15 protein-coding genes are annotated in these 21,221 nt (G+C 70.1%); 8 read left to right on the top strand and 7 right to left on the bottom strand.

What is annotated here, in order from left to right; genetic code table 11:
- The 4 genes from ACSVC7_RS21895 to ACSVC7_RS21880 form a co-directional block, all read right to left on the bottom strand.
- Nucleotides 1–834, bottom strand: a complete 834-nt coding sequence (locus ACSVC7_RS21895) for an ABC transporter permease (protein ID WP_448206694.1) — start codon at nt 832–834, stop codon at nt 1–3.
- Nucleotides 835–1,083: 249 nt separating this feature from the next.
- Nucleotides 1,084–1,755, bottom strand: a complete 672-nt coding sequence (locus ACSVC7_RS21890) for a TetR/AcrR family transcriptional regulator (RefSeq protein ID WP_448206695.1) — start codon at nt 1,753–1,755, stop codon at nt 1,084–1,086.
- Between the two features lie 165 nt (nt 1,756–1,920).
- Nucleotides 1,921–2,517: a hypothetical protein gene (locus ACSVC7_RS21885; RefSeq protein ID WP_448206696.1), complete on the bottom strand. Its 597-nt coding sequence runs from the start codon at nt 2,515–2,517 to the stop codon at nt 1,921–1,923.
- Nucleotides 2,518–2,634: 117 nt separating this feature from the next.
- On the bottom strand, nt 2,635–2,943 hold the full coding sequence (locus tag ACSVC7_RS21880) for a hypothetical protein (RefSeq protein WP_448206697.1): 309 nt from the start codon (nt 2,941–2,943) through the stop codon (nt 2,635–2,637).
- 359 nt (nt 2,944–3,302) lie between these two features.
- Between ACSVC7_RS21880 and ACSVC7_RS21875 the strand changes: the two genes are divergently transcribed.
- From ACSVC7_RS21875 to ACSVC7_RS21865, 3 genes are all read left to right on the top strand, one after another.
- The gene (locus tag ACSVC7_RS21875; RefSeq protein ID WP_448206698.1) at nt 3,303–3,815 is read left to right on the top strand and encodes a hypothetical protein; all 513 of its coding nucleotides are present in this window, start codon (nt 3,303–3,305) and stop codon (nt 3,813–3,815) included.
- Nucleotides 3,816–3,854: 39 nt separating this feature from the next.
- Complete coding sequence (locus ACSVC7_RS21870; RefSeq protein ID WP_448206699.1) at nt 3,855–5,552, top strand: pyrroloquinoline quinone-dependent dehydrogenase; 1,698 nt, start codon at nt 3,855–3,857, stop codon at nt 5,550–5,552.
- An 87-nt stretch (nt 5,553–5,639) separates the two neighbouring features.
- Entirely contained in the window at nt 5,640–6,191 is a 552-nt protein-coding gene (locus tag ACSVC7_RS21865) for a sulfocyanin-like copper-binding protein (RefSeq protein ID WP_448206700.1), read from the top strand.
- 128 nt (nt 6,192–6,319) lie between these two features.
- Here ACSVC7_RS21865 and ACSVC7_RS21860 read toward each other — a convergent pair whose 3' ends face one another.
- Together ACSVC7_RS21860 and ACSVC7_RS21855 are read right to left on the bottom strand one after the other, a co-directional pair.
- The gene (locus tag ACSVC7_RS21860) at nt 6,320–8,578 is read right to left on the bottom strand and encodes an SH3 domain-containing protein (protein WP_448206701.1); all 2,259 of its coding nucleotides are present in this window, start codon (nt 8,576–8,578) and stop codon (nt 6,320–6,322) included.
- 274 nt (nt 8,579–8,852) lie between these two features.
- Nucleotides 8,853–11,633, bottom strand: coding sequence for an SUMF1/EgtB/PvdO family nonheme iron enzyme (locus tag ACSVC7_RS21855; protein WP_483508621.1), 2,781 nt, complete (start codon nt 11,631–11,633; stop codon nt 8,853–8,855).
- A gap of 365 nt (nt 11,634–11,998) precedes the next feature.
- On the opposite strand from ACSVC7_RS21855, the gene ACSVC7_RS21850 reads away from it, so the two are divergent.
- Complete coding sequence (locus ACSVC7_RS21850) at nt 11,999–12,259, top strand: DUF3126 family protein (RefSeq protein WP_448206703.1); 261 nt, start codon at nt 11,999–12,001, stop codon at nt 12,257–12,259.
- Here ACSVC7_RS21850 and ACSVC7_RS21845 read toward each other — a convergent pair.
- Nucleotides 12,213–12,908: a hypothetical protein gene (locus tag ACSVC7_RS21845; RefSeq protein WP_448206704.1), complete on the bottom strand. Its 696-nt coding sequence runs from the start codon at nt 12,906–12,908 to the stop codon at nt 12,213–12,215. The genes ACSVC7_RS21850 and ACSVC7_RS21845 overlap by 47 nt on opposite strands.
- Nucleotides 12,909–13,143: 235 nt before the next feature.
- On the opposite strand from ACSVC7_RS21845, the gene ACSVC7_RS21840 reads away from it, so the two are divergent.
- The 4 genes from ACSVC7_RS21840 to ACSVC7_RS21825 all read left to right on the top strand — a co-directional run bounded on the left by ACSVC7_RS21840 (nt 13,144) and on the right by ACSVC7_RS21825 (nt 21,069).
- A complete protein-coding gene (locus tag ACSVC7_RS21840; protein ID WP_448206705.1) occupies nt 13,144–13,716 on the top strand; it encodes a hypothetical protein in 573 nt (190 codons plus the stop codon).
- Nucleotides 13,717–14,109: 393 nt separating this feature from the next.
- Nucleotides 14,110–19,482, top strand: a complete 5,373-nt coding sequence (locus ACSVC7_RS21835) for an AMP-binding protein (RefSeq protein ID WP_448206706.1) — start codon at nt 14,110–14,112, stop codon at nt 19,480–19,482.
- Nucleotides 19,479–20,252, top strand: coding sequence for an ABC transporter ATP-binding protein (locus ACSVC7_RS21830; RefSeq protein ID WP_448206707.1), 774 nt, complete (start codon nt 19,479–19,481; stop codon nt 20,250–20,252). Before ACSVC7_RS21835 ends, ACSVC7_RS21830 begins: the two co-directional genes overlap by 4 nt.
- Entirely contained in the window at nt 20,245–21,069 is an 825-nt protein-coding gene (locus ACSVC7_RS21825; RefSeq protein ID WP_448206708.1) for an ABC transporter permease, read from the top strand. The genes ACSVC7_RS21830 and ACSVC7_RS21825 overlap by 8 nt, the downstream gene beginning before the upstream one ends.
- Nucleotides 21,070–21,221 lie beyond the last annotated feature (152 nt).

Genomic DNA, 21,221 nt, shown 5'->3' with positions numbered 1-21,221 from the left:
CTACGAGGTCGCCGTGAAGTTGTGGCGCTGGCTCGCGTGCCAGGGGATGGCGAGCCGCTCGATCACGTCGATGATCCAGAAAAGCACCACCCCGATCAGCGCCAGCACGACCAGCGCGGCGAACATCAGGGGAAGCTCGAAATTGCCGATGGAGCGTTGCAGGACGAAGCCGATGCCGGAGTTCGCACCCACGAACTCGCCCACCACCGCGCCGACGACGGCCAGCGTGATGGAGACCTTCAGCCCGGCGAAGATGGCCGGCATCGCGTGCGGCAGGCTGACCATGCGGAAGGTCTGAAGGCGCGAGGCCTTCATCGACTTCGCCAGATCCATCATGTCGTGGTCCACCGACTTGAAGCCCTGCACCGCCGACACGACGACGGGGAAGAAGGCCAGCAGGAAGGCGGAGATCACCTTGGGCACGAGCCCGAAGCCGAACCACACCACGAACAGCGGCGCGATGGCCACCTTCGGGATCGACTGCGAGAAGACCAGCAGCGGGTAGACGTAGGCCTCCACCGTCCGCGAACCGGCGATCAGCATCGCGACCGGGATGCCGAACAGCACCGACAGGGCGAAGCCGCCCAGCGTCGCCAGCGTGGTCGGCACCGAGGCCGCCAGCAACTGGTCCCAATCGGCGATCAGCGCCAGGGCCACGTCGCCCGGCTTGGGGATCAGATAGGCGGGGATCGCGAAGATCCGCACCGACAGGTCCCACAGGACCGTCAGCACCACCAGGAACAGGAACGGCCGGAACCAGCCGGAATTCGCAAGGCGCACCAGCGCATGCACCGGGGCACCCGCACCGTTTTCACGGGCCATTGCACGAGCCATCGCACTCCCTCCCGCCGGCCTCTCCGGCGCCATCGCGAGCGCTCTTTTAACCGGCTGGTTAAAAGTACGACCGGGCGCGGGAATAGGTCAACCACGCCAAAGGGGGATGCTGATGGTCAGATGTACGGAAGGTTGCGCGTGCAATTGCTTTCGTAGGTTGGGTTGAGCGCAAGCGAAACCCAACACGCCCGGCACGGCGACGATGTTGGGTTTCGCACGCTCAACCCAACCTACGGATATCCCGAAATCTCACGCCCGCAACGAGGACAGCACCAGTTCCACCATGTGGTTGAGGCGGGCGGCCTTCGCGTCTTCCGCCAACAGGTCGCGGCCGAAGACGACGGACAGGGTGTGCACGTTGGACAGGTAGAAGTACGCCAGCCCGGCGATGGAGATGTAGAGCTGTACCGGGTCCACCCCCGGCCGGAACACGCCCGTCGCCACCCCGCGCTTCAGCACGTCGGCGATCATCTGCACGAAAGGCGAATGCATCGCGTGGATCTTCTGCGAGGTCTTCAGGAGATCCGCCTTGTGCAGGTTCTCGATGTTCAGCAGGGCCATGAACTCGGGATGGTCGAGGAAATACTGCCAGGTGAAGCCGATCAGCCGCGCGATGGCCTCCGGCGGGGCGAGCGTTTCCAGGCTCAGGGTCCGTTCGGCGACGCGGATGCGTTCGTAGGCGCCCTCCAGCACGGCCAGATACAGGCTCTCCTTGTTGCCGACATGGTAGTAGAGCATCCGCTTGTTGGTGCCGGCGACCTCGGCGATGCGCTCCACCCGGGCGCCGCCCAGACCATGGCGCGCGAACTCCTCCGTCGCGGCGGCGAGGATGCGCGCCCGCGTCCCCTCCGGATCGCGCGTCGCCTTCGGCACGTCGGCCTTCCCCGCCCGCGCCTTCTTCCGGTCGATCAGCGTGTCCATCCAGGCCCGTCCTCGCTCAAGGGTCCCCCAGCAATTTCAATGTGGAACAAATCGACGACGCCTGGAAGACACGAAGACGAGAAGGCACAACGATGGGAACGCACGACGAAAGGCCGCGGCGCCCCTCCCCGCCGCGGCCCGACCCTGTGCTGGCGTGAAACCCCGCTACTTCGTCGTGGTGGGCGCTGACGTGGTGCCCGACGGCGTGCCCGTGGAGCCGCCCGGTCCGGTGCCGGTGGTGGCACCGCCCGCCGAACCGCCCCCTTGGCCGGTCGCGTTCGAGCCGCCCATCATGGACCCCATATTACCGCCCATATTACCGCCCATGTTGCCGCCCATGCCTCCGCCCATCATGCCGCCGTTCATCATACTGCCGCCGGACATGCTGCTGCCGGACGCGGTGGAGCCGGAGCTGTCGATCATCATCGTCACGGTTTCGCCGTTGGCGCCCCGCGCCTGGACCAGGTAGGCGGAGTCTAGGACGCGGACGTTGGTGAAGCCCGCCTGCTCCAGCGATTTGCGGATCTGCTCCTGGCTCGCCGTGTTGCCCATCATGCCGCCGGGCGGGCTGGCCGGGTTGGCCTGATGCATACGGCTGCCGACCGTGCCGGCGCTGTTCTGGTCCATCGGCCCCGGTGCCGTGACGGAGCCCGTGTTGCCCGCGCTGGACCCGGCAGAGGGGGGCGTTGTGGTCGATTGCGCCATCGCGCCGACGGGCAGGGCCAGCGCCAGGGCGGTCGCGGATGCCACGAGAACTCGCATGACTCATCCTCCCAATCATGGGTCCGTGCGATCCGGACCCTATACCGGAAGAACAGCCCACCGACCCGCTCGTCCCCTTCAACGGCGCCTCACGGATGCCCCGTCACTGGCGCCCCGTCACTGGCGCACATCGAACAGCTTGCCGTTCCGGAACACGCAGGTCCCCTGGATCAGCCGTCCCTCGCCGGAGGTCAGCGACAGCTTCACCCGCACCGTGGTCTCGTTCGGCCGCTCCATCTCGGTCGAGGTGACGGTCATCGCATGCCCCCCGCCCTGCCGTTCGCCCAGCTCGTGCGCGCAAGCATCGACCAGCGCCTTGTCGGCCTCCGCCGCCGGCTGCTGCGCCAAGGCCGGCGATGCCGCCATTCCAAGACCCAGCAGGCCAAGCAGCAGGACCAGGGCGACACGCGGACGGTGCTGACTCATGAACGCTCCTCCTTGCGCGGCGGGCGCACCAGTTCTGGTTAGCCCTATTGGACAATATACTGATTGTTTGACTTCCTAACATATCAGTTACATCATGAACATGACGGTAAAGTCCACAGCGGCGAAATCCCAGCCGATGCCGGACCACCAAGTCGAAAGCAAGAAGACCGGCCCACAGGACCGGCGGTTCAGGGAGTGAAACGACCATGCCAGACATGCGAACTGGCCGCTCCGATGGGGGAGCGGCCAGAGGGATGGGCTTTGCTCTATTCCTCACCCTGCTGCCTCCCACCCTGCTGTCTCCGCTGGCCGCACAAGCGGCAGAACCCTTAAAAGACTGGCCTTGCCGCGAACCTCTGGTGGAAACGCTGACGGCCGCCATGGTGTGGCCCGACCGGCACCCGGAGATCCTCTCTGCCCTGCCCGCCGACCGCGCGTGGGAGGCGAACGCCGAGGTCCGCGATCTGGTCGAATTCGTCGCAAACCCGGAAAACCCGCCCGCCCTCGGCGCCGAGGCCATCGCCCGCTTCGCCGCCCGGCATGCCGCCTGGCATCCCGATGACCGTCAGGCCACCCTGACGCTGGCGTTCTCCGGCGTGGTGGACCTGACCAACCGGCTGCGCGGCATCATGGTGGACGGCATCGGCCTGAACGTCGTCCGCTCCCGCATCATCGCGGAGGAGGTGAACGCCAACAACGCGGCGCTCACCAAGGCCAGCGCGAACGGCGCCGACATTCGGCAGGCGCGCTTCTGGAACCTGCGCCGGCTCGACAAGACGGAAGACGACGCGGCGATGATCTGCCGCAAGCTGGCCTACACCGAACGCAAGCTGCGCGCGCTCGCCCAGGCGGTCTCGCAAGCGATGGACTGAACGACATTCGAACGGCACCAAATACGGGGGGAGGCAACCATGCGTGTGAGGTTGGCGACCGCAACGGCCGTCCTGCTGCTCGGCACCGGAGCGGCCATCGGCACCGGCGTCCAGGCGGCGACCTGGGATGAACTCGTCGCCGCCGGTCAGCAGAGCAAGAACTGGCTGAACTACGGCGGCGACCTCGGCCAGCTGCGCTACTGGCCCAGCAAGGCCATCACCCCCGACACGGTGAAGAACCTCAAGGTCAAGTACATCTTCCAGACCAGCGTGGTCGGCTCCTTCCAGACGACGCCCATCGTCGAGAACGGGATCATGTACCTGACCACGCCCTACAACCACGTCTTCGCCATCGAGGCGGCGACCGGCAAGGAGCTGTGGCACTTCCAGCACAAGCTGGCGACCAACTATCTCTGCTGCGGCCCGAACAACCGCGGCGTCGCCGTGCTGGGCGACCTTGTGTTCATGGGCACGCTGGACGCCCACCTGATCGCGCTGAACAAGAAGACCGGCGAGAAGGAATGGGACGTCGAGGTGGCCGACAGCGAGATGGGCTATTCCGAAACCCACGCGCCGGTCATCTACAAGGACAAGGTCATCATCGGCATTTCCGGCGCCGAATACGGCATCCGGGGCTTCATCAGCGCCTACAACGCGAAGGACGGCTCGCTGGCGTGGCGCTGGCACACCATCCCCGGCCCCGACGAAGCCGGCCCCGACGGCATCAAGGGCTGGGAAGGCGCCTATGTGGAGAAGGCCGACGGCCAGAACACGCTGAACCGCGACATCGCGGGCGAGAAGGCCGCGGCCCAGTCCGGCAAGTTCAACGATGCGTGGCGGCGCGGCGGCGGGTCGAACTGGATGACCAGCTCCATCGACGTGCAGCGCGGCATGGTCTTCGCCACCACCGGCAACCCGTCGCCGGACCTCGACGGCTCCGGCCGGCCGGGCGACAACCGCTGGTCCGACAGCCTCGTGGCGCTGGACGCGGAGACGGGCAAGGTCAAATGGGCCTACCAGTATCTGCCGCACGACGTGTGGGACCTGGATTCCACCTCGCCGCCGGTGCTGGCCGACGTGCGCGACGACAGCGGCAAGATGGTCCCGGCGGTGCTGCACGGCGGCAAGACCGGCTGGGTCTACGCCAACGACCGCGAGACCGGAAAGCTGATCCGCCGGTCGGAGCCGATGATCCCGCACGAGAACCTGTTCGCGCTGCCGACCCCCGGCCAGGGCACGCGCATGCTGCCCGGCGCCAACGGTGGCGTGGAGTGGAGCCCCTGCGCCTTCAGCCCCGACACGCGGCTGTTCTACTGCGTGAACCTGCACCAGCCCATGCACTACATCGTCAAGAACGAGCCGTGGGAGAAGGGCAAGCTGTGGCTGGGCGGCGCCTTCGTCGCCATCCCCGGCGAGAAGCAGTGGGGCAACGTCGCGGCCGTCAGCCCCGACACCGGCAAGATGATGTGGGAGGCCCGCACCGAGCAGCCGATGATCGGCGGCACCCTGACGACGGCCGGCGGCGTGGTCTTCGCGGGCGAGGCGAACGGCGCCTTCAACGCCTATGACGCCAAGACGGGCGCCAAGGTCTGGACCTTCCAGGCGGGCGCCGGCGTGAACTCCGCCCCCATGGCCTTCGAGGTGGACGGCAAGCCCTACGTCGCGGTGGCGGCGGGCGGCAACTTCCAGATCAACGCGAAATACGGCGACGCCCTGGTGGTCTTCGGCGTCGAGTGAGTCGGCGAACTGCGCCGATGGTCCTGGCGAAGGGCGCCGCCCCCAACCCGGCGCCCTTTCTTTTTTGTCGTGAAGGAAGGAAGCTGCATGACACGATTGGTGGCGGCGCTGGCGTTCGCCGGGACGCTGACGGCGGTGTTCTCGGGCGTGGTCGCCGACGAGAAGCTGACGCCAAGCTGGATCACGGCCAATCCCGACCGCAAGCAGGTCCGCATGGACGTGGTCGCCGGCTGGAACCCCAACAACGGCGCACTGAACTTCAACGGCTACTACAAGGGCGGCATGACGGTGGTGGTGCCGGTCGGCTGGACCGTCTCCATCAAGTTCACCAACCACGACGGCATGCTGCCGCACAGCCTGCTGGTCACCAAGGCCTACGCCCCGAACGAGATGCCGGACGTCGCCGGCGTCAATCAGGTCGCCATCCCGCGCGCCTACACCAACAGCCCCGAACAGGGCCTGCCGCCCAACGGCGGCGACACGCTGGACTTCAAGACCAGCACGGCCGGCGACTTCGACTTTATCTGCGGCGTCGCCGCCCACGCCACCGGCGGCATGTGGACCAAGTTCCGCGTCGACGATCAGGCGACCGAGCCCTACATGATCATCGCCTCGGGCGTGGAGGAAGGGCGGAAGTAGCAACCGGTGCCCCCTCCCCAACCCTCCCCCGCTTTCGCGGGAGAGGGGGTCTGTGCAAAGCGGCGGCAGTCCCCTCTCCCGCGCGAGCGGGGGAGGGTTAGGGTGGGGGCAAACGCCGCTTGTCGCCACTACTCCCGCAACAGCGTCGCCCCCCGCCACACGCCCGGCCTCAACGCGCCGCCTTCGGTCACCGCCGTGCCCGGCCCGTCCTGGATGCCGTCCCGGAACAGCCCGACGTGACGGCCGCCGCCGCGCATGATCAGCTCGCCGTGGCCGCTCGGCTGGCGGTCCACCACCATGCCGACGTAGCGGTCGCCGTTGGTGAAGGCCAGTTCGCCGTGGCCCTCCACCCGCCCCTGCCGGACCTCGCCCGTGTAGACGTCGCCGTTGGCGAAGCGGTAGACGCCCGGCCCGTTCGGCATGTTGTTGAAGAAGCTGCCCACATAGCGGTCACCGGACGGGAAGGTCAGCACCCCGACGCCGGACATGGCGTCGCCCTTCCACTCGCCCTCGTAAAGCTGCCCGTTGGCGAAATGGTAGACGCCCACCCCCTCCTTGTTCGCCTGGCCCTGGATCGGCAGGATCCCGGCGCCGCGCGCCCAGCTGCCCTCATAGAGGTCGCCGTTGGGGAAGCGGTAGGTGGTCGACCCGGCGCGGGCCTTTTCCGCCGCCTGGCGCGCGCCGGCCTGGGCCTGGAGCGCCCGCCCTTCCGCGGCTCGGGCCGCACCGGCGGCGCTGGCGGCGCGGGAGGCGGCATTGCGCCCGGCCTCGAAGGAGTCGCGGTAGGGCGCGGCCAGCCCCAGCGCCGCCGGCTCCCGCACGGAGAGGGACCGCCCCGTCGGCTCCCCGGCGGGCAGCGCGGCGATCTCGGCCGAGCCGGAGTTCCCGGACAGCGTGCCGGCCAGCGGATCGACATCGCCGCGCGTGACGGTCGCCGGGCGGGAAGCGCTCGGCGGAGGCGCGGCGGCCGTCTCGCCCCCGCGCCCCGACAGGGCGGCGACGGAGACGTAGCCCTCCTGCCCCTCGCGGTCGCGCACCCGGACCCAGTTCGAGTCCGGCACCGATTCGACCAGCGTCACCGGCTGCCCCGGCTCCAGCTCGCTCAGGCTGCGCGCGCCCAGCGTGGGCCGCGTGAACAGGTTGGTGGCGCGCAGCACCGTGTAGACGCCCGGTGCCAGCGCCGTCGCGCCCGAAGCCGTCGCCGGACCTGACGGCGCCTCCGCAACCACCGGGGCCTGCGGCGCGGCCTCGTCGGGCTTCGTCAGGTTGGCGGCGTAGGCGTAGCCGGACTTGCCCTCATGCTCGATGCGCAGCCAGCCGGCGTTGCGCTTCGGCCGGCCGGTCACCTTGACCTCGCTGTCGTGGCGCAGACCCCCGATCACGGCAGACCGGTTGTCCGGGCCGGCGCGCAGCTTGGTGTCGCGGGTGACGACGCGCTTTTCGTCGAGCGGATCGACCTCCACCTCCGCGACCGCTGCCGGCTTCGCCTCATGCGGCGGCTCGGGCTTCGCGGGGGCGTTGGGGGGGGCGTTGGCGGGCGGCAGCGCGGCCACCTTGGCGGACCCGCCGGGCACCAGCACCAGATCGCCGCCCAGCCGGTCCTGAAGCCAGGGATGCTGCGCCCCGCGCGTGCGCCCGACGACGGTCCGCGCGACCTCCGCCAGGGCGTCGCGCAGCGGCACGCCGGGCTTGATCATCTCCTGGGCCAGCGCCAGCGTGAAGGCGCTGGGGCCGGCGCTGGGGAACGGGGCCGGCGCGGTGCCCGGCCGGTGTGCGTAGACCACGAACAGGTTGTCGAGCGCGGAGGGTGCCGCCAGCACCGGCTTTACGGACTTCCCGGCCTCGCCCATGGACGCCGCCAGCGTGTCGGCCAGCGGGTGGGCGGGCACCGGGTCGAACACGGCCACCGCCTTGCGCCCGGCGCGCTGGATTTCCTTCAGCGCGTAGTCCAGTTCGATGGTGTCGAAGATCACGTCGTATTCGGAGGCGAGCCGGGCGTCCACCGGCACCAGGAACCCCTTGGCCGACAGGCTCAGCGCCACGCCGGAATAGTAGAAGAAGCCCAGGTCGGCCTCGCCCAGCGCTTCCCCGAAGCGGGTCAGCGCCGCGACCATGCCCCGGTGGTCCAGGTTGTCGGCCATGGTGACCGCGAAGCCGGCGCGGCGCAGGGCGTCGGCGATGGTCCCGGCGTTGGCCGCCACGCCCGGCGCGGCGCCGCCGCTGTGGTACTGCGCGTTGCCCACCACCAGCGCGACGCGCTTCTCCGGACCATCAGCGGAGGCGTCGGCGGCTTCGGCGGTGACGGCGCCCGCCACCAGGATCAGCGCAACGCCCACGGCAACGCGCGTGGTGGTCTTGCGGCACCAGCCAAGCAGCTTTCCCAACACGCCCATACCCTCCACAAGAAGTACCATCCGATAACACTTCCGGATATCGCCGAGATTCAATTGTCTTAAAAACTCAGACCGAATTGGCCGTTGGCCGACGACCTTTCGAACAGGGATATTACCGCACCCATTCCGGGGCTATTCTTGCAATTTCGGAGCATTCCCGTCGCTTTCGCGGTCGCGTGGCGGAACGACAACACCGTCACGACGGACGAGGCGGCTCATTCTTTGTGATATCTTTTCGCGCCGCTGTGACCCGCTTCACAAGAGCGGGTCAATTCATGTCCCGCGCCACGCGGAATCCGTCCGCCGGATAGCGCACGTCGGCGTCGTAGCCGATGCGGGCGGTCACGGTGATCGCGTCCGGCTCGTCCCGCCAGGAGCCGCCGCGCAGCACCCGCTTGTGGCAGTCGCCGGCGGTCCAGGCGCTGCCGTCGGCGGGGGCGCCCTTGTAGCCGGTGTTCCAGCAGTCGGCGACCCACTCCGCCACGCCGCCGCTGGTGTCGTAGAGTCCAAAGGCGTTCGGCTGGAAGCTGCCGACCGAGGCCGGCCGCATCCGGTCGAAGGACCCGCCGCAGTCGCGGCAGTTCGCCAAATGCGCGCCCGGCGTCAGGCTGTCGCCCCACGGGAAGCGGCCGGTGCCGCCGCCGCGCGCGGCGTATTCCCATTCCGCCTCCGACGGCAGGCGGTAGCGCTGGCCGGTCTTGCGGCTGAGCCACGCCACGTAGGCTTGCGCGTCGTCGATGTTGATGTTGTAAACCGGCGTGTCGTCGGACACGTTGCTCATGCGCGGCATAGACGGACAGCCGCCCCCCTCCATGCAGGCGCGCCACTGGCCGACGGTGACCTCGTAGACGCCGATAGCGAAGGGCCGTGCGAAGGTGACGCGGTGGGCCGGACGCTGGCTGGGGTCGCCCTTGTCGTTGCCCATGCTGAAGCTGCCGGCGGGGATGCGCACCATCGGCGGGCATTCCGGGCAATCCTGGAAGCTGTTGCCGTTCCCCTGCGCCCGGCCCTGGGATTGGCCTTGGGGCTGGCCCTGTGAGGACGGCTCGGCCTGCGCCGGGGCGGCCATGGCGAGCCGCTGGCGGTCCTCCGGCCCGGCGGGGCGCAGCGAGGGGCCGGCGACGAAGCCCTGCGCCCCGTCGTCCAGCGCCACGCGGTACCAGTCGGCGTCGGCCACCCGGCCAAGCACCCGGACATAGCCGCCCTTCGCCACCCCGCCGACCGGTTCGGAGCGCGTGTCCGGCCCCGCCCGCAGCACGGAGTCGGACACCGCCACATACATCCCCTCGCCCGCCGGCTCGACCCGCAGTTCCGCCGGGGCCGGAGCCTTGTCGGGAGTCGTCCGGTCAGCCGGCGGGGGCGCTGCTGCCGCCTTCGGCCGCGCGCCGCCCCCAGATCCACTGCCCGAAGACCCGCTGCCAGCCGCCGACGCGCCCCCGCTCGTCCCCGCCGCCGCGACCCGCGCGCCCTCCGCCCGCAGGACGTTCAGCCGCTCGCGCGCCGGGCCGGTGAAGGGGCCGTTGTCGAACAGGCGTAGGAAGGTCTCGACGTCCGCCGGGTTGCGGCTGTCGCGCACGCGGCGCCACAGCGCCTCCTCCAGGTCTGCGGCGGGTGGGGAGGCGCCGGCCTCCTCCACCTCCAGCACGGCGCTCAGCGTGGTCCGGCCGCCGCGCCCGTCCTCGACCAGCACGCTGAACACGCCGGCCCGGCCGGCGGGGGCGCGTTCAGGGTCGTAGTTCAGGGAGGTCAGCTGCTCCGCGCTCAGCCGGTCGCCGGGCTTCAGCGCGGTCGTGCCGTCGCGGACCTTGCCGCGCTCCGGCACGGCGCTGACGATGAAGCTCAGCGGGTCGCCGTCGGGGTCGGTCGGCAGGTCCAGGCGCAGCGCGTTCGCCACCGTGCGGATGGTGCGCTCGGCCACCGCGACGGGCGGCCGGTTGCTCGGCTTGACAAGGATCGGCACGGTCCCGCGCGCCACGCCGCCGCGCCCGTCCATCACCGCGAACTCGAAGGTGCCGGCCTCGCCCAGATGCGTGGCGTCCGGCTTGAAGGTCGTGGCGGCCAGCTGCTCCACCGTCAGATAGTCGCCGATCAGCACCACCCGGTCGCCGATGCGCACGCTGCCGCCGCGCGGCAGGCCGGTCACCTGGGCGAACAGCTGGTCGTTGTCGGGATCGGTCGGCCGCCCGATGCCCAACGGCTCCGCCCCGCCGCGGTCGAAGACCTCCAGCGGCTTTATCTCGGCCAGCTTCGGCGGGCGGTTCTCCGGCAGCGGGTTGAAGTAGAAGGGTGCGGCCCCCAGCGAGCCATAGAGGAACGGTTCCTGCCTCCCCTGGGTCAGCTGCATCACGTCGTCGCGCACGCGGCGGAAGAACAGGCTCAGCTCCAGCCCCGGCACCTCGAAGTTCTTCAGCAGCGACATGGTGTAGGGGCTGTGGTCGCCCTGCCCGTCCTCGGCCACGGCGTCGGCGCGGGTGGCCATGGCGACCAGCGTGTCGGTCGGCGTGTCGTCCACGCGGGCGAAGCCCGAATGCACCTCGGTCTTCTTCGTCCCCGACCGGACCAGCCGGTCGGCGAAGGGGTTGTTGCGGCAGGCGTCCAGGATCAGGATGCCCAGCTTGCGGGCCTGCGCCAGCTCGCCCATCGGCAGGTTCAGCGGCAGTGCTTCGTAGACGAGGTCGCGCTCGCGCTCCAGCCGGGCGTCGGCGGGGATCAGGAAATTGGTGCCGGCCACCTGCATGCCGTGCCCGGCGAAATACAGCAGCGCCACGTCCGCCTGCCCGGCCTTGATGCCGAATCCGCGCAACGCCTCGGCCAGCCCGCGGTTGTCGAGGTCGTATTTCTCCTCCACCGTGAAGCCCAGCTTGCGCAGGGCGCCGGCCATGGCGCGGGCGTCGTTGCGCGGGTTGGGCAGTTCCGGCGCGTGCAGATAGGCGCCGATCCCGACGACCAGCGCGATGCGCTGCTCCGCCGCCGCCCAAGCGCCCGCCGGGGACGCCACGGCCAGCAGCACGGCGGCCGCCATCGCCAGAAAGAGACGATACAGGCGCAAGCCCATCGTGACTCCTTCGCCTTTGCGCGGAACGTGGTAATCCCCGCTCCTGATCGTTCAGTAGTGGCCCGCGCCCCTCGGAACAAGCTGGCAAATCAGGGTAACGCGTCTCACCAGCGTGGTTCATACCCACCCGCACTAACGACTTGGCCTCGACTACCCCCTCTTTGGGGTATTCCTGGCCGATTCCTTGCGCCGCCGCGCGGGCCGGGGCCTCCTTCGCGGCGGGTCTTTACCCATTCGTGCCGAAATCCGCTGTGAAGCGCGCAACACGAAGGGGCCGCGCGCCATTCATGGCGAGGTAGTGCTTTCCCTTTGCCCGAAAGCTTTCTATATGACCCCTTCGACAACACAGGGAAACCGCCATGCCGCCCGCAAAGCCGACCGCCGCGAAGATGACCGAAACCGAAATCGCCCGCGTGCAGGCCTACCTGCGCAAGACGCTCGGCAACGACAAGATCGTCATCGAGCCGCCCGAGAAGGCCGGGCAGTCCGCGGAAGTCATGCTGGGCGACGAGTTCGTCGGCACGCTGCACCGCGACGTGGACGAGGGCGAGGTCTCCTACGCCCTGCACGTCGTCATCCTTGAGGAGGACCTGCCTCCGGCGCCGACGGCGCGGCGGTAGCCTCGTCCTGCTTCAAGAGCGCTGCCGGGGGCGGCGGCGTCGGGCTGTGCTTGCGCAGTTCCGCCGCCAGCCCCGCGAACAGCGTTTCTCCGCCCGACAGCGTCAGCCCGTGCACCAGGATCACGGGCGGGCGCTGGCCGTGCCGGTGCAGGACCAGCCGGAAGCCGTGCAGGTTGCGCTGGCTTCGGCTGCGCTTGCCGCCCGCCCCCTCGACCGCGACGTTGCCGGTCACCAGATCCAGCTCCGCCTGATGCTGGCGTGAGTTGGCGCGGTCGATTCGCGACACGAACAGCGGACGCCGCTGCCCCGGCGGATAGAGGGCGATGTCGCGGATGGTCTTGTGCGGGTAGATGTGCCCGTAGGCGCGCAGCCCCTCGGGCTCCACGGTCAGCCGCACCGCCCCGCGCCGCGCCGCGCGCAGCAGCGACACCAGCCACAGCAGGATCAGCGGAACCGCGCACAGGAACGCCAGCCAGCGCAGCATGGTCCCGGCCGGCTCCATCATCAGCTCCGACACCCCGATCAGGCCGGCTTCCAGCAGGGCCGCATACATCAGAGGCAGATAGCGCATCGGCGGCGTGGTGGACGGGAACGCCTCGAACACCGTGACCTGACCGACATCCTCTCGGGAAACCTCAACCTCGGGCATCGCGTCCGCCTCTCCACTCCTGGCCCGTCGCGCTATAGCGCCGCAATCGCCAAAGCGCCATGCGGGCGAATCGCGCACCGCCCGCTCCTTGGGCAGGGCGCCGGGAACCAAGCCTCCCGAAAATCCAGAAAACCCGCCGTTTTCAACCACGAACCGTCAAGCGGGAAACTGGTGCCATTGTTGCCACGGTGATAGCGTAGCCGGTCGATACCCAACGCCCATCCCCGCCGAGTCCATGCCCGCAGAGCCGCCCACAAACCCGCCCACAAACCCAAATGCGCCGACCCCAAATGCTCCGACCGGCGACCAGTACCGCACCTCCCTGCGCACGGCGGCCGACTGGGGCCTCGTGGCGCTGGCCGTCATCGCGGTGGCCGCGCTTACCCAGCCGCTGGGCAGCCGCGACGGCATGGCCCTGACCTGGACCGGGGAGCCGCTGGCCTTCATGTTCCTGCTGGGCTCGGCGCTTGCCGTGGTCGCCGGGCGCACCGCGCCGTCGCGCGTCAAGGGCGCTTGGGCGGAGTTGGGCGGGGCCGCGCTGGCGTGGCTGCTGCCATTTCACCTGCTGAGCAGCGGGGCCGACCTGTCGCAGGGCTGGGGCCTGTGGCTCTACCTGCTCGCCGCGGCGCTGATGCAGTGGCGGGTGCTGCGGATCCTGGCGGGAGTCCCCGGCACGCTCCGCCGCGTCGTCGTGCCCGGCCTGTCCGTCCTCGGCCTTCTGCTGGGGTGGGAGGTTCTGGTGCGCGGCTTCGGCGTGCCCTCCACCCTGTTGCCACCGCCCAGCGCCATCGCGGCGTCGCTCTTATAGAGCCCCCTCCCTAACCCTCCCCCGCTTCGCGGGAGAGGGGAGAATTTGCAATGCGGCGGCAGTCCCCTCTCCCGCGACAGCGGGGGAGGGTTAGGGAGGGGGCAACCGTCCGCCCCGCCGGTCACCTGTCCGGATCCCCGGACACCGCCGCACCCCTCCCCCTTCTCCCGAACGTCGCAAAGCTGCCGTTTGCGTCACCAACTTTCACTGGCACGGCGATTGCTACTATAGCCGCGAACCGTCCCATGACCGCGTCGTTCCCTGCGGCCTTGGTGTACGATTCCTCCAAAGCATCTCGCCGGCCGCCTCGCGCGGCCGGTCTTTTTTGTATAGTGCTCAACGCCGCGCAACGACGCGGCCACGAACCAAGACAGCTTCCTGGGGAGGAAGACCATGGACAAGGCCGTCGCCGGGTCCGCGTTCCAGCCGCCGTTGCCGCGGGACGTGACCGTCAACCCGATCCGGTCCGCCGCCGACTGGCAGGCCCAGCGCACCGCTTGCGAGGCCGACCCCGGCGCCTTCCACGGCGCCATCGCGGCGGAGACGATCCACTGGTTCGACGGCGCCAACTGGCTGACCCGCGAAGCGGACGGAGTCTGGCGCGGCTGGAACGCCGCGACGGGCGAGCCCGCGAGCCGTCCCGGCTGGACTCCCTGGACGACCGCCTTCGACGCCTCCGACGCGCCCTTCTACCGCTGGTTCGCCGGCGGCCTGACCAACGCCGCCTTCAACGAGGTGGACCGCCACGTCCTCTCCGGCCATGGCTCCGAAGTCGCCTACTGGTACGAGGGCGACCGCTGGGACGCTGCGGCCAACAATGGGCGCGGCGGCCCCGTCCACCACGTCACGCTGACCCGCCGCGAACTGCTGATCCGCTCGGCCCTGGCCGCCCAGGCGCTGCGCGACCTCGGCCTGCGCAGGGGCGACCGCATCGCATTGAACATGCCCAACATCCTCGACCAGATCGTCTGGACCGAGGGGGCGAAGCGGCTGGGCATCATCTACACCGCCGTGTTCGGCGGATTCTCCGACAAGACGCTGTCCGACCGCATCGAGAACGCCGGCGCCCGCGTCGTCATCACCGCCGACGGCGCCAGCCGCAACGCCGAGGTCGCCGCCTTCAAGGAGGCCTACACCGACCCGGCGCTCGACCGCTTCGTCGCCCTGCCCGCAGCACTCCGCATCACCGAGGACGTGCTGCGCGCCAAGCTCGGCGACACCGCCCTGATGGGACCCGTCCGCCAGGGCCTGGAGGGCGAAATCACCGTCGCCCCCGCCGACGTGATGCGCGAACTGGGCAAGGCGCTGGACCGCGCCGGCACCCTCGACGCCGCGACCGTCGCCGACCTGCGCGCCAGCGTGGCGGAGGCGCTGACCGCCGCCCCGCCGCGCGTGCAAACGGTGATCGTCGTCCGCCACGTCGGCCTGCCCGACATCGCCTGGACGCCGGGCCGCGACGTCTGGGCGCACGACCTGCTGGCGAAGGCCGAACAGGCCCTCTGCCGCGCCGCCGGTGTCCCCGACATGGCGGCCTTGCGCGCGCTGGACGACCGCGCGCTCTACGCCGCCATCGCCAGGGCCGTCCCCTGCGTTCCCGTGGACGCCGACTACCCCCTCTTCATCATCTACACCTCGGGCTCGACCGGGAAGCCGAAGGGCGTGGTGCATGTCCATGGCGGCTATGTCGCCGGCCTCGCCCACACCATGAAGGTCAGTTTCGACGCGCTGCCCGGCCGCGACGTGATCTATGTGGTCGCCGATCCCGGCTGGATCACCGGCCAGAGCTACCTGATCACCGCCAGCCTCGCCGCCCGCATCCCCGGCATCGTGACGGAGGGCGCGCCCGTCTTCCCCAACGCCGGCCGTTTCGCCTCGATCATCGAGCGGCACCGGGTCACCATCTTCAAGGCGGGCGTGACCTTCCTGAAGACGGTCATGACCCACCCGGAGAACCGCGCGGACGTGGAGCGCTACGACCGCTCCAGCTTGCGCGTCGCCACCTTCTGCGCGGAGCCGACCAGCCCCGCCGTGCAGGCCTTCGGCATGGAGGTGATGACCCCGCAATACATCAACTCCTACTGGGCGACGGAGCACGGCGGCATCGTCTGGACCCACCCCTACGGCAACCCCGACCAGCCCTTGCGCGCCGACGCCCACACCTACCCGCTGCCCTGGGTTCTGGGCGACGTGTGGGTGCCGGAAGCCGGGCCCGACGCCACCGGCCGCGTCCCCTACCGCCCCGCCGAGCCGGAGGAAAAGGGCGAGATCGTCGTCACCGCCCCCTACCCCTACCTGACCCGCACCATCTGGGGCGACGCCGACAACGTCGGCCAGCCCGGCTGGAAAGGCGACATCGACCGCTTCACCAAAACCTACTTCGGCCGCTTCCGCGACGGCGCCGGGAACCCCGTCTGGGCCTACCTGCAAGGCGACTTCGCGCGCAAATACGCCGACGGCAGCTTCAGCCTGCACGGCCGTTCCGACGACGTGATCAACGTCTCCGGCCACCGCATGGGGACGGAGGAGATCGAGGGCGCCATCCTCCGCGACAAGCAGATCAACCCCGACAGCCCCGTCGGCAACGTGATCGTCGTCGGCGCCCCCCACCGCGAAAAGGGCCTGACCCCGGTCGCCTTCGTCCTGCCCGCCAAAGGCCGCGACCTGACGGCTGACGACGAGCGCCGCCTGAAGGACCTCGTCCGGCAGGAGAAGGGCACGGTCGCCGTCCCCTCCGACATCCTCGTCGTCCCCGCCTTCCCCGAGACCCGCTCCGGCAAATACATGCGCCGCTTCCTGACGGCCATGATGAACGACGAGCCGCTGGGCGACACCTCCACCCTGCGCAATCCGGAGTGCCTGACCGACCTCGCCGCCCGCATCGCCGCCTGGAAGCGCGGCCAGCAGCGCGCCGAGGAGCAGACGCTGATCGAGCGCCAGCGTTTCCTGTCCGTCCAGTACGACCGCCTTGCGGACGGCATCCGTATGGCGACCATCGCCATCGACAACCCGCCCGTCAACGCGCTGTCCGACCGCCTCCTGGACGAGCTGGACACGACCGTCGCCCACCTCGCCCGCCGTCCGGACGTGCGCGCGGTGGTCATCACCGGCACGGGCCGCAACTTCGTGGCCGGCGCCGACATCCGCCAGCTTCTCGACGAGGTGCAGGACGAGGACGAGGCCCGCGCCCTCCCCGCCAAGGCCCACGCCGTCTTCCGCGCCATCGAGACCATGGACAAGCCGGTGATCGCCGCCATTCGCGGCGTCGCGCTCGGCGGCGGCTGCGAGCTGGCGATGGCCTGCCACACGCGCATCGCCGACCCGCGCGCCCGCCTCGGCCAGCCCGAAATCAACCTGTTCCTGCCCCCCGGCTACGGCGGCACCCAACGCCTGCCCCGCCTGCTGATGCGCAAGGACGCGGAGCGCGGCTACGAACGCGCCCTGGACATCCTCCTGTCCGGCCGTCAGGTGGACGCGGAAACCGCGCTGGAGATCGGCCTCGTCGACGTGGTGGCGCGCGGCGCGGATGATGCGCTGACTTTGGCGAAGGCGATGGCGCGTTCCCACGCACTCAAAACCCTCTCCCCTCTGGGGAGAGGGGAGGGTGAGGGGGTTGCGCTTTCGCCGAACGCACCACAACGCGCAACCCCCTCACCCCAACCCTCTCCCCAGAGGGGAGAGGGAGTGAACCGCCTCCTCTCCCAAGCCCATTCCGTCGGCCGCGGCCCCGTCGCGGACACCATCGTCACCCTCGTGGACACCGGCCTGCGCGACGGCTTCGACGCCGGTTCCGCCGCCGAGATCGACGCCTTCGCGCGCTACCTGCTCGACCCCGACCACGGCGCCAAGAAGGGCATCGCCCTGTTCCTGGAGAAGAAGTCCCCGCCCCTCCCCGCGCGCCCGCGCCGGGAGTCCCGCGACGGCGTGCTGCCCATCGGCAGCCCCTTCGTCCCCGGCGCCACGCCCCTGCCCCAATGGCAGTTGGCGCAGGCCGTCGTCCGCGACCTGCAAACCGGCGCCGCCTCCCACGGCGATCCCGCCGACGCCGAAACCGAGGTCGTCGTCCCGGTCCCCGAGCCCGCCCCCAACCAGGCGCTTGTCTACGTCCTCGCCTCCGAAGTGAACTACAACGACGTCTGGGCGCTGACTGGCATTCCCATTTCCCTGTTCGACGAGCATGACGAGGACGTTCACATCACCGGCTCCGGCGGCGTCGGCATGGTGGTGCGCCTCGGCGAGGCGCTTCAGGCACAGGGGCGGCTCTCCGTCGGCGACCTCGTCGCCATCTACTCCGGCGTCTCCGACATCCTGGACCCGGAGGCCGGGGCCGACCCTATGTTCACCGACTTCCACATCCAGGGCTACCAGTCGCCGGACGGCAGCCACCAGCAGTTCATGCTGGCCGATGGCCCGCAGCTCTTCCACCTGCCGCCCGACCTCGCGCTGGAGGAGGCCGGCAGCTACATGCTCGCCGCCGGCACCGCCTACCGCGCGCTGTTCACCGCACTGGACGTGCAGCCCGGCAAGCGCCTGCTGGTGGAGGGTGCGGCCGGCGGCACCGGCGCCTGGACGGTGGAGCTGGCGCTCGCCCGCCGCATGAAGGTGACCGGCATGGTCTCCTCCCAACGTCGCGCCGCCGCCATCCGCGCCCGTGGTGCCGAGGCCGTGGACCGCTCCGTCGCCGAAAGCGCCTTCACCCGCATCCCCGCCGACCCCGCCCGATGGGCGGCGTGGGAGCAGGCCGGCCAGCCCTTCATCGACGCCCTGCGCGCGGCCAACGGCGGCAACCTGATGGACTACGCCGTCAGCCACGCCGGCGAGACCACCTTCCCGCGCACTTTCCAGTCGCTCGCCCCCGGCGGCGCGCTGACCTTCTTCGGCGCCTCGTCGGGCTATCACATGACCTTCCTCGGCAAGCCCGGCGCGGCGCCACCGGCCGAGATGCTGCGCCGCGCCCGCCTGCGCCCCGGCGAGGCGGTTCTGGTCTTCTACGGCGCCGGGGCGGTGGGCCTGCGCGACGACATGGCCCTATCCGCCATCGAAGCCGCCCGCGAGTCCGGCGCCCGCGTCTGCGTCGTCACCGACCAGGACTCCGAACGCGACTTCGTGCTCTCCCTCGGTTACGGCGAAGCCCTGGCCGGCGCCGTCTCCCTCGCCGAGATCAAGCGCCGCGTGCCGCATTTCGTGTGGCCCGACACCATGCCGGACCTGCCCGACCCGCAGCGCGAGACCGAAGCCTTCAAGGAGGCCGTGCGCCTCTTCACGGAGGAAACCTTCAAGCCGCTGGGCCAGGCGGTGGGCCGCATCCTGCGCTCCGCCGACAACCCGCGCGGCATGCCGGACGTGGTGGTGGAGCGCGCGCGGCGCGACACGCTGGCTGTTTCCACCATGCTCGTGAAGCCGCACACCGGCCGCGTCGTCTTCTGCGGCGACATGAACGGCAGGCGCTACAGCTTTTACGCGCCGCAGGTGTGGATGCGCCAGCGCCGCATCCTGATGCCGACGGCGGCGATCATCGGCACGCACCTGTCCAACGCGGCGGAAATCGCAGGGCTGAACCGCATCATCGCCTCTGGCGCCGTGCGCGTGCCCGCGACATACCTGGGCGCCTGGGACAAGCTGCCGACGCTCCACCAAGCCATGTGGGAGAACCGCCTGCCCGAAGCGACGGGCGGAGCCGCCAAGGCAGTGGTCAACCACGCGCTGCCGGAGCCCGGCCTGAAGTCCCGCGACGACCTCCTCATCGCCTGGGCCGGTAAACGTACATGAGGCTTCTCATCAAGGATCTGTGCCACCGCTACGACGACCTGACCGTCCTGGAGGACATCACCCTGACCGTCCAGGAGGGGGAGGTTCTGGCCGTCATCGGCCCGTCCGGCTGCGGCAAGTCCACCCTGCTCGGCATCGCCGGAGGCATCGTCGCCCCCACCTCCGGCACGGTCGCGGTCGCGGGCGAGCCTCCGGACGGCTGCCTCAACCCGATCACCTTCATTTTCCAGGACTTCGCCCTGCTCCCCTGGCGCAGCGTGGAGGACAACGTCGCGCTCGTCCTCGAACATCACCCGCTCTCCGCCGCCGAGCGCCGCGACCGCATCGAAGCGGGCCTGCGCCGCATGGGCCTGTGGGACTTCCGCGCCGCCCTGCCCAAGCAGCTCTCCGGCGGCATGCGCCAGCGCGTCGGCATCGCCCGCGCGCTTGCCGTCCGCCCGGCCATCCTCCTCCTCGACGAACCCCTGTCCGCCCTCGACGCCCAGACGCGCGAGCTGCTGATGGAGGACTTCCTGGCCCTCTGGCAGCGGGAGCGCACGACCGCCGTCTACGTCACCCACAATCTGGACGAGGCCCTTCGCCTCGCCGACCGCGTGGCGGTGCTGAGCCGCCGCCCCGGCCGCCTGCGCGAGATCGTCACCATCGATGAGCCGCGCGACCAGCGCCTGAACCCCTCCGCCCAGCTCCACCTCGCGGAGGTGCGCGACCGGCTCTGGCACCTGATCCGGGCGGAGGCGCAATTGGCCGACCGGGAGATCGCCGATGCCTGACACCGGCCTCCCCGTCTCTCCCACACCCATCGCCCCCACCCAGCCCGTCCGCTTCCGCGGCGGCGGCTTCAGCGTCCGCACCCACCGCTGGGCCGCCCTGCTGGCCTTCGCCGTCCTGATTGCGCTGTGGGAGTCCACCAACCGCTTCGGCCTCGTCAGCGCCCTGTTCCTTCCACCGCCCAGCGCCGTCGCCAAGGCGCTGGCCGCCATGGTCCAGGACGGCAGCCTGTGGCAGCACCTGAAGGCATCGCTGATGCGCATCGGGCTCGGCTGGGCCATGGGCACGGCGGCCGGCATGGTGGTGGGCTTCGCCATGGGCATCGGCTCGGTCGCGCGGGCCATCGGCGTGCCGCTGGTGTCCGCCTTCTTCCCGATCCCGAAGATCGCTCTGCTGCCGCTGTTCATCCTGTGGTTCGGCATCGGCGAGCCGTCGAAGTTCGCCACCATCGGCTTCGGCGTCTTCTTCCCCACCGTGATCGCGACCTACAGCGCCATCGACTCCGTCCCGCGCAACCTGATCCGCATGGCGCAGAGCTTCGGCCTGCCCTGGGCGTCGATCCTGCGCAAGATCGTGCTGCCCGGCGCCCTGCCCGGTATCCTGGCGGGCTTCCGCATCACCGCCTCCATCGCGCTGATCCTGGTCGTGGCGGCGGAGATGATCGGGGCCGAGTACGGCATCGGCGCCTTCGTCCTGACCGCCGGCAACCTGATGCTGACCGACCAGCTCCTTGCCGGCGTGCTGGTGCTGTCGCTGCTCGGCCTCACCATCGGCACTGTGCTGTCCATCCTGGAACGCCGCCTGCTGAAATGGCGCTGAGCACATCGCTTTTCTTCCCCTCGCCCGCCTCCGGCGGGAGAGGGGGGGACCCACGCCCTCGGCGTGGGAGGGTGAGGGCAAGGATTCTCGGGATGACCTTGCCCTCACCCTCCCACCGCTCGCGCGGCGGGCCCCTCCCTCTCCCATCGGGG

The sequence above is a fragment of the Azospirillum mesophilum genome (genome assembly GCF_053470405.2).
The sequence above is the reverse complement of the archived record's forward strand: the minus strand, read 5'-3'. Positions and strand labels throughout refer to the sequence as shown.

Excerpts from the sequence above, each read along its gene's own strand:
- ACSVC7_RS21895 (WP_448206694.1), bottom strand. The coding sequence starts at position 834 with ATGGCTCGTGCAATGGCCCGTGAAAACGGTGCGGGTGCCCCGGTGCAT.
- ACSVC7_RS21890 (WP_448206695.1), bottom strand. The coding sequence starts at position 1,755 with ATGGACACGCTGATCGACCGGAAGAAGGCGCGGGCGGGGAAGGCCGAC.
- ACSVC7_RS21885 (WP_448206696.1), bottom strand. The coding sequence starts at position 2,517 with ATGCGAGTTCTCGTGGCATCCGCGACCGCCCTGGCGCTGGCCCTGCCC.
- ACSVC7_RS21880 (WP_448206697.1), bottom strand. The coding sequence starts at position 2,943 with ATGAGTCAGCACCGTCCGCGTGTCGCCCTGGTCCTGCTGCTTGGCCTG.
- ACSVC7_RS21870 (WP_448206699.1), top strand. The coding sequence starts at position 3,855 with ATGCGTGTGAGGTTGGCGACCGCAACGGCCGTCCTGCTGCTCGGCACC.
- ACSVC7_RS21865 (WP_448206700.1), top strand. The coding sequence starts at position 5,640 with ATGACACGATTGGTGGCGGCGCTGGCGTTCGCCGGGACGCTGACGGCG.
- ACSVC7_RS21850 (WP_448206703.1), top strand. The coding sequence starts at position 11,999 with ATGCCGCCCGCAAAGCCGACCGCCGCGAAGATGACCGAAACCGAAATC.
- ACSVC7_RS21845 (WP_448206704.1), bottom strand. The coding sequence starts at position 12,908 with ATGCCCGAGGTTGAGGTTTCCCGAGAGGATGTCGGTCAGGTCACGGTG.
- ACSVC7_RS21840 (WP_448206705.1), top strand. The coding sequence starts at position 13,144 with ATGCCCGCAGAGCCGCCCACAAACCCGCCCACAAACCCAAATGCGCCG.
- ACSVC7_RS21835 (WP_448206706.1), top strand. The coding sequence starts at position 14,110 with ATGGACAAGGCCGTCGCCGGGTCCGCGTTCCAGCCGCCGTTGCCGCGG.
- ACSVC7_RS21830 (WP_448206707.1), top strand. The coding sequence starts at position 19,479 with ATGAGGCTTCTCATCAAGGATCTGTGCCACCGCTACGACGACCTGACC.
- ACSVC7_RS21825 (WP_448206708.1), top strand. The coding sequence starts at position 20,245 with ATGCCTGACACCGGCCTCCCCGTCTCTCCCACACCCATCGCCCCCACC.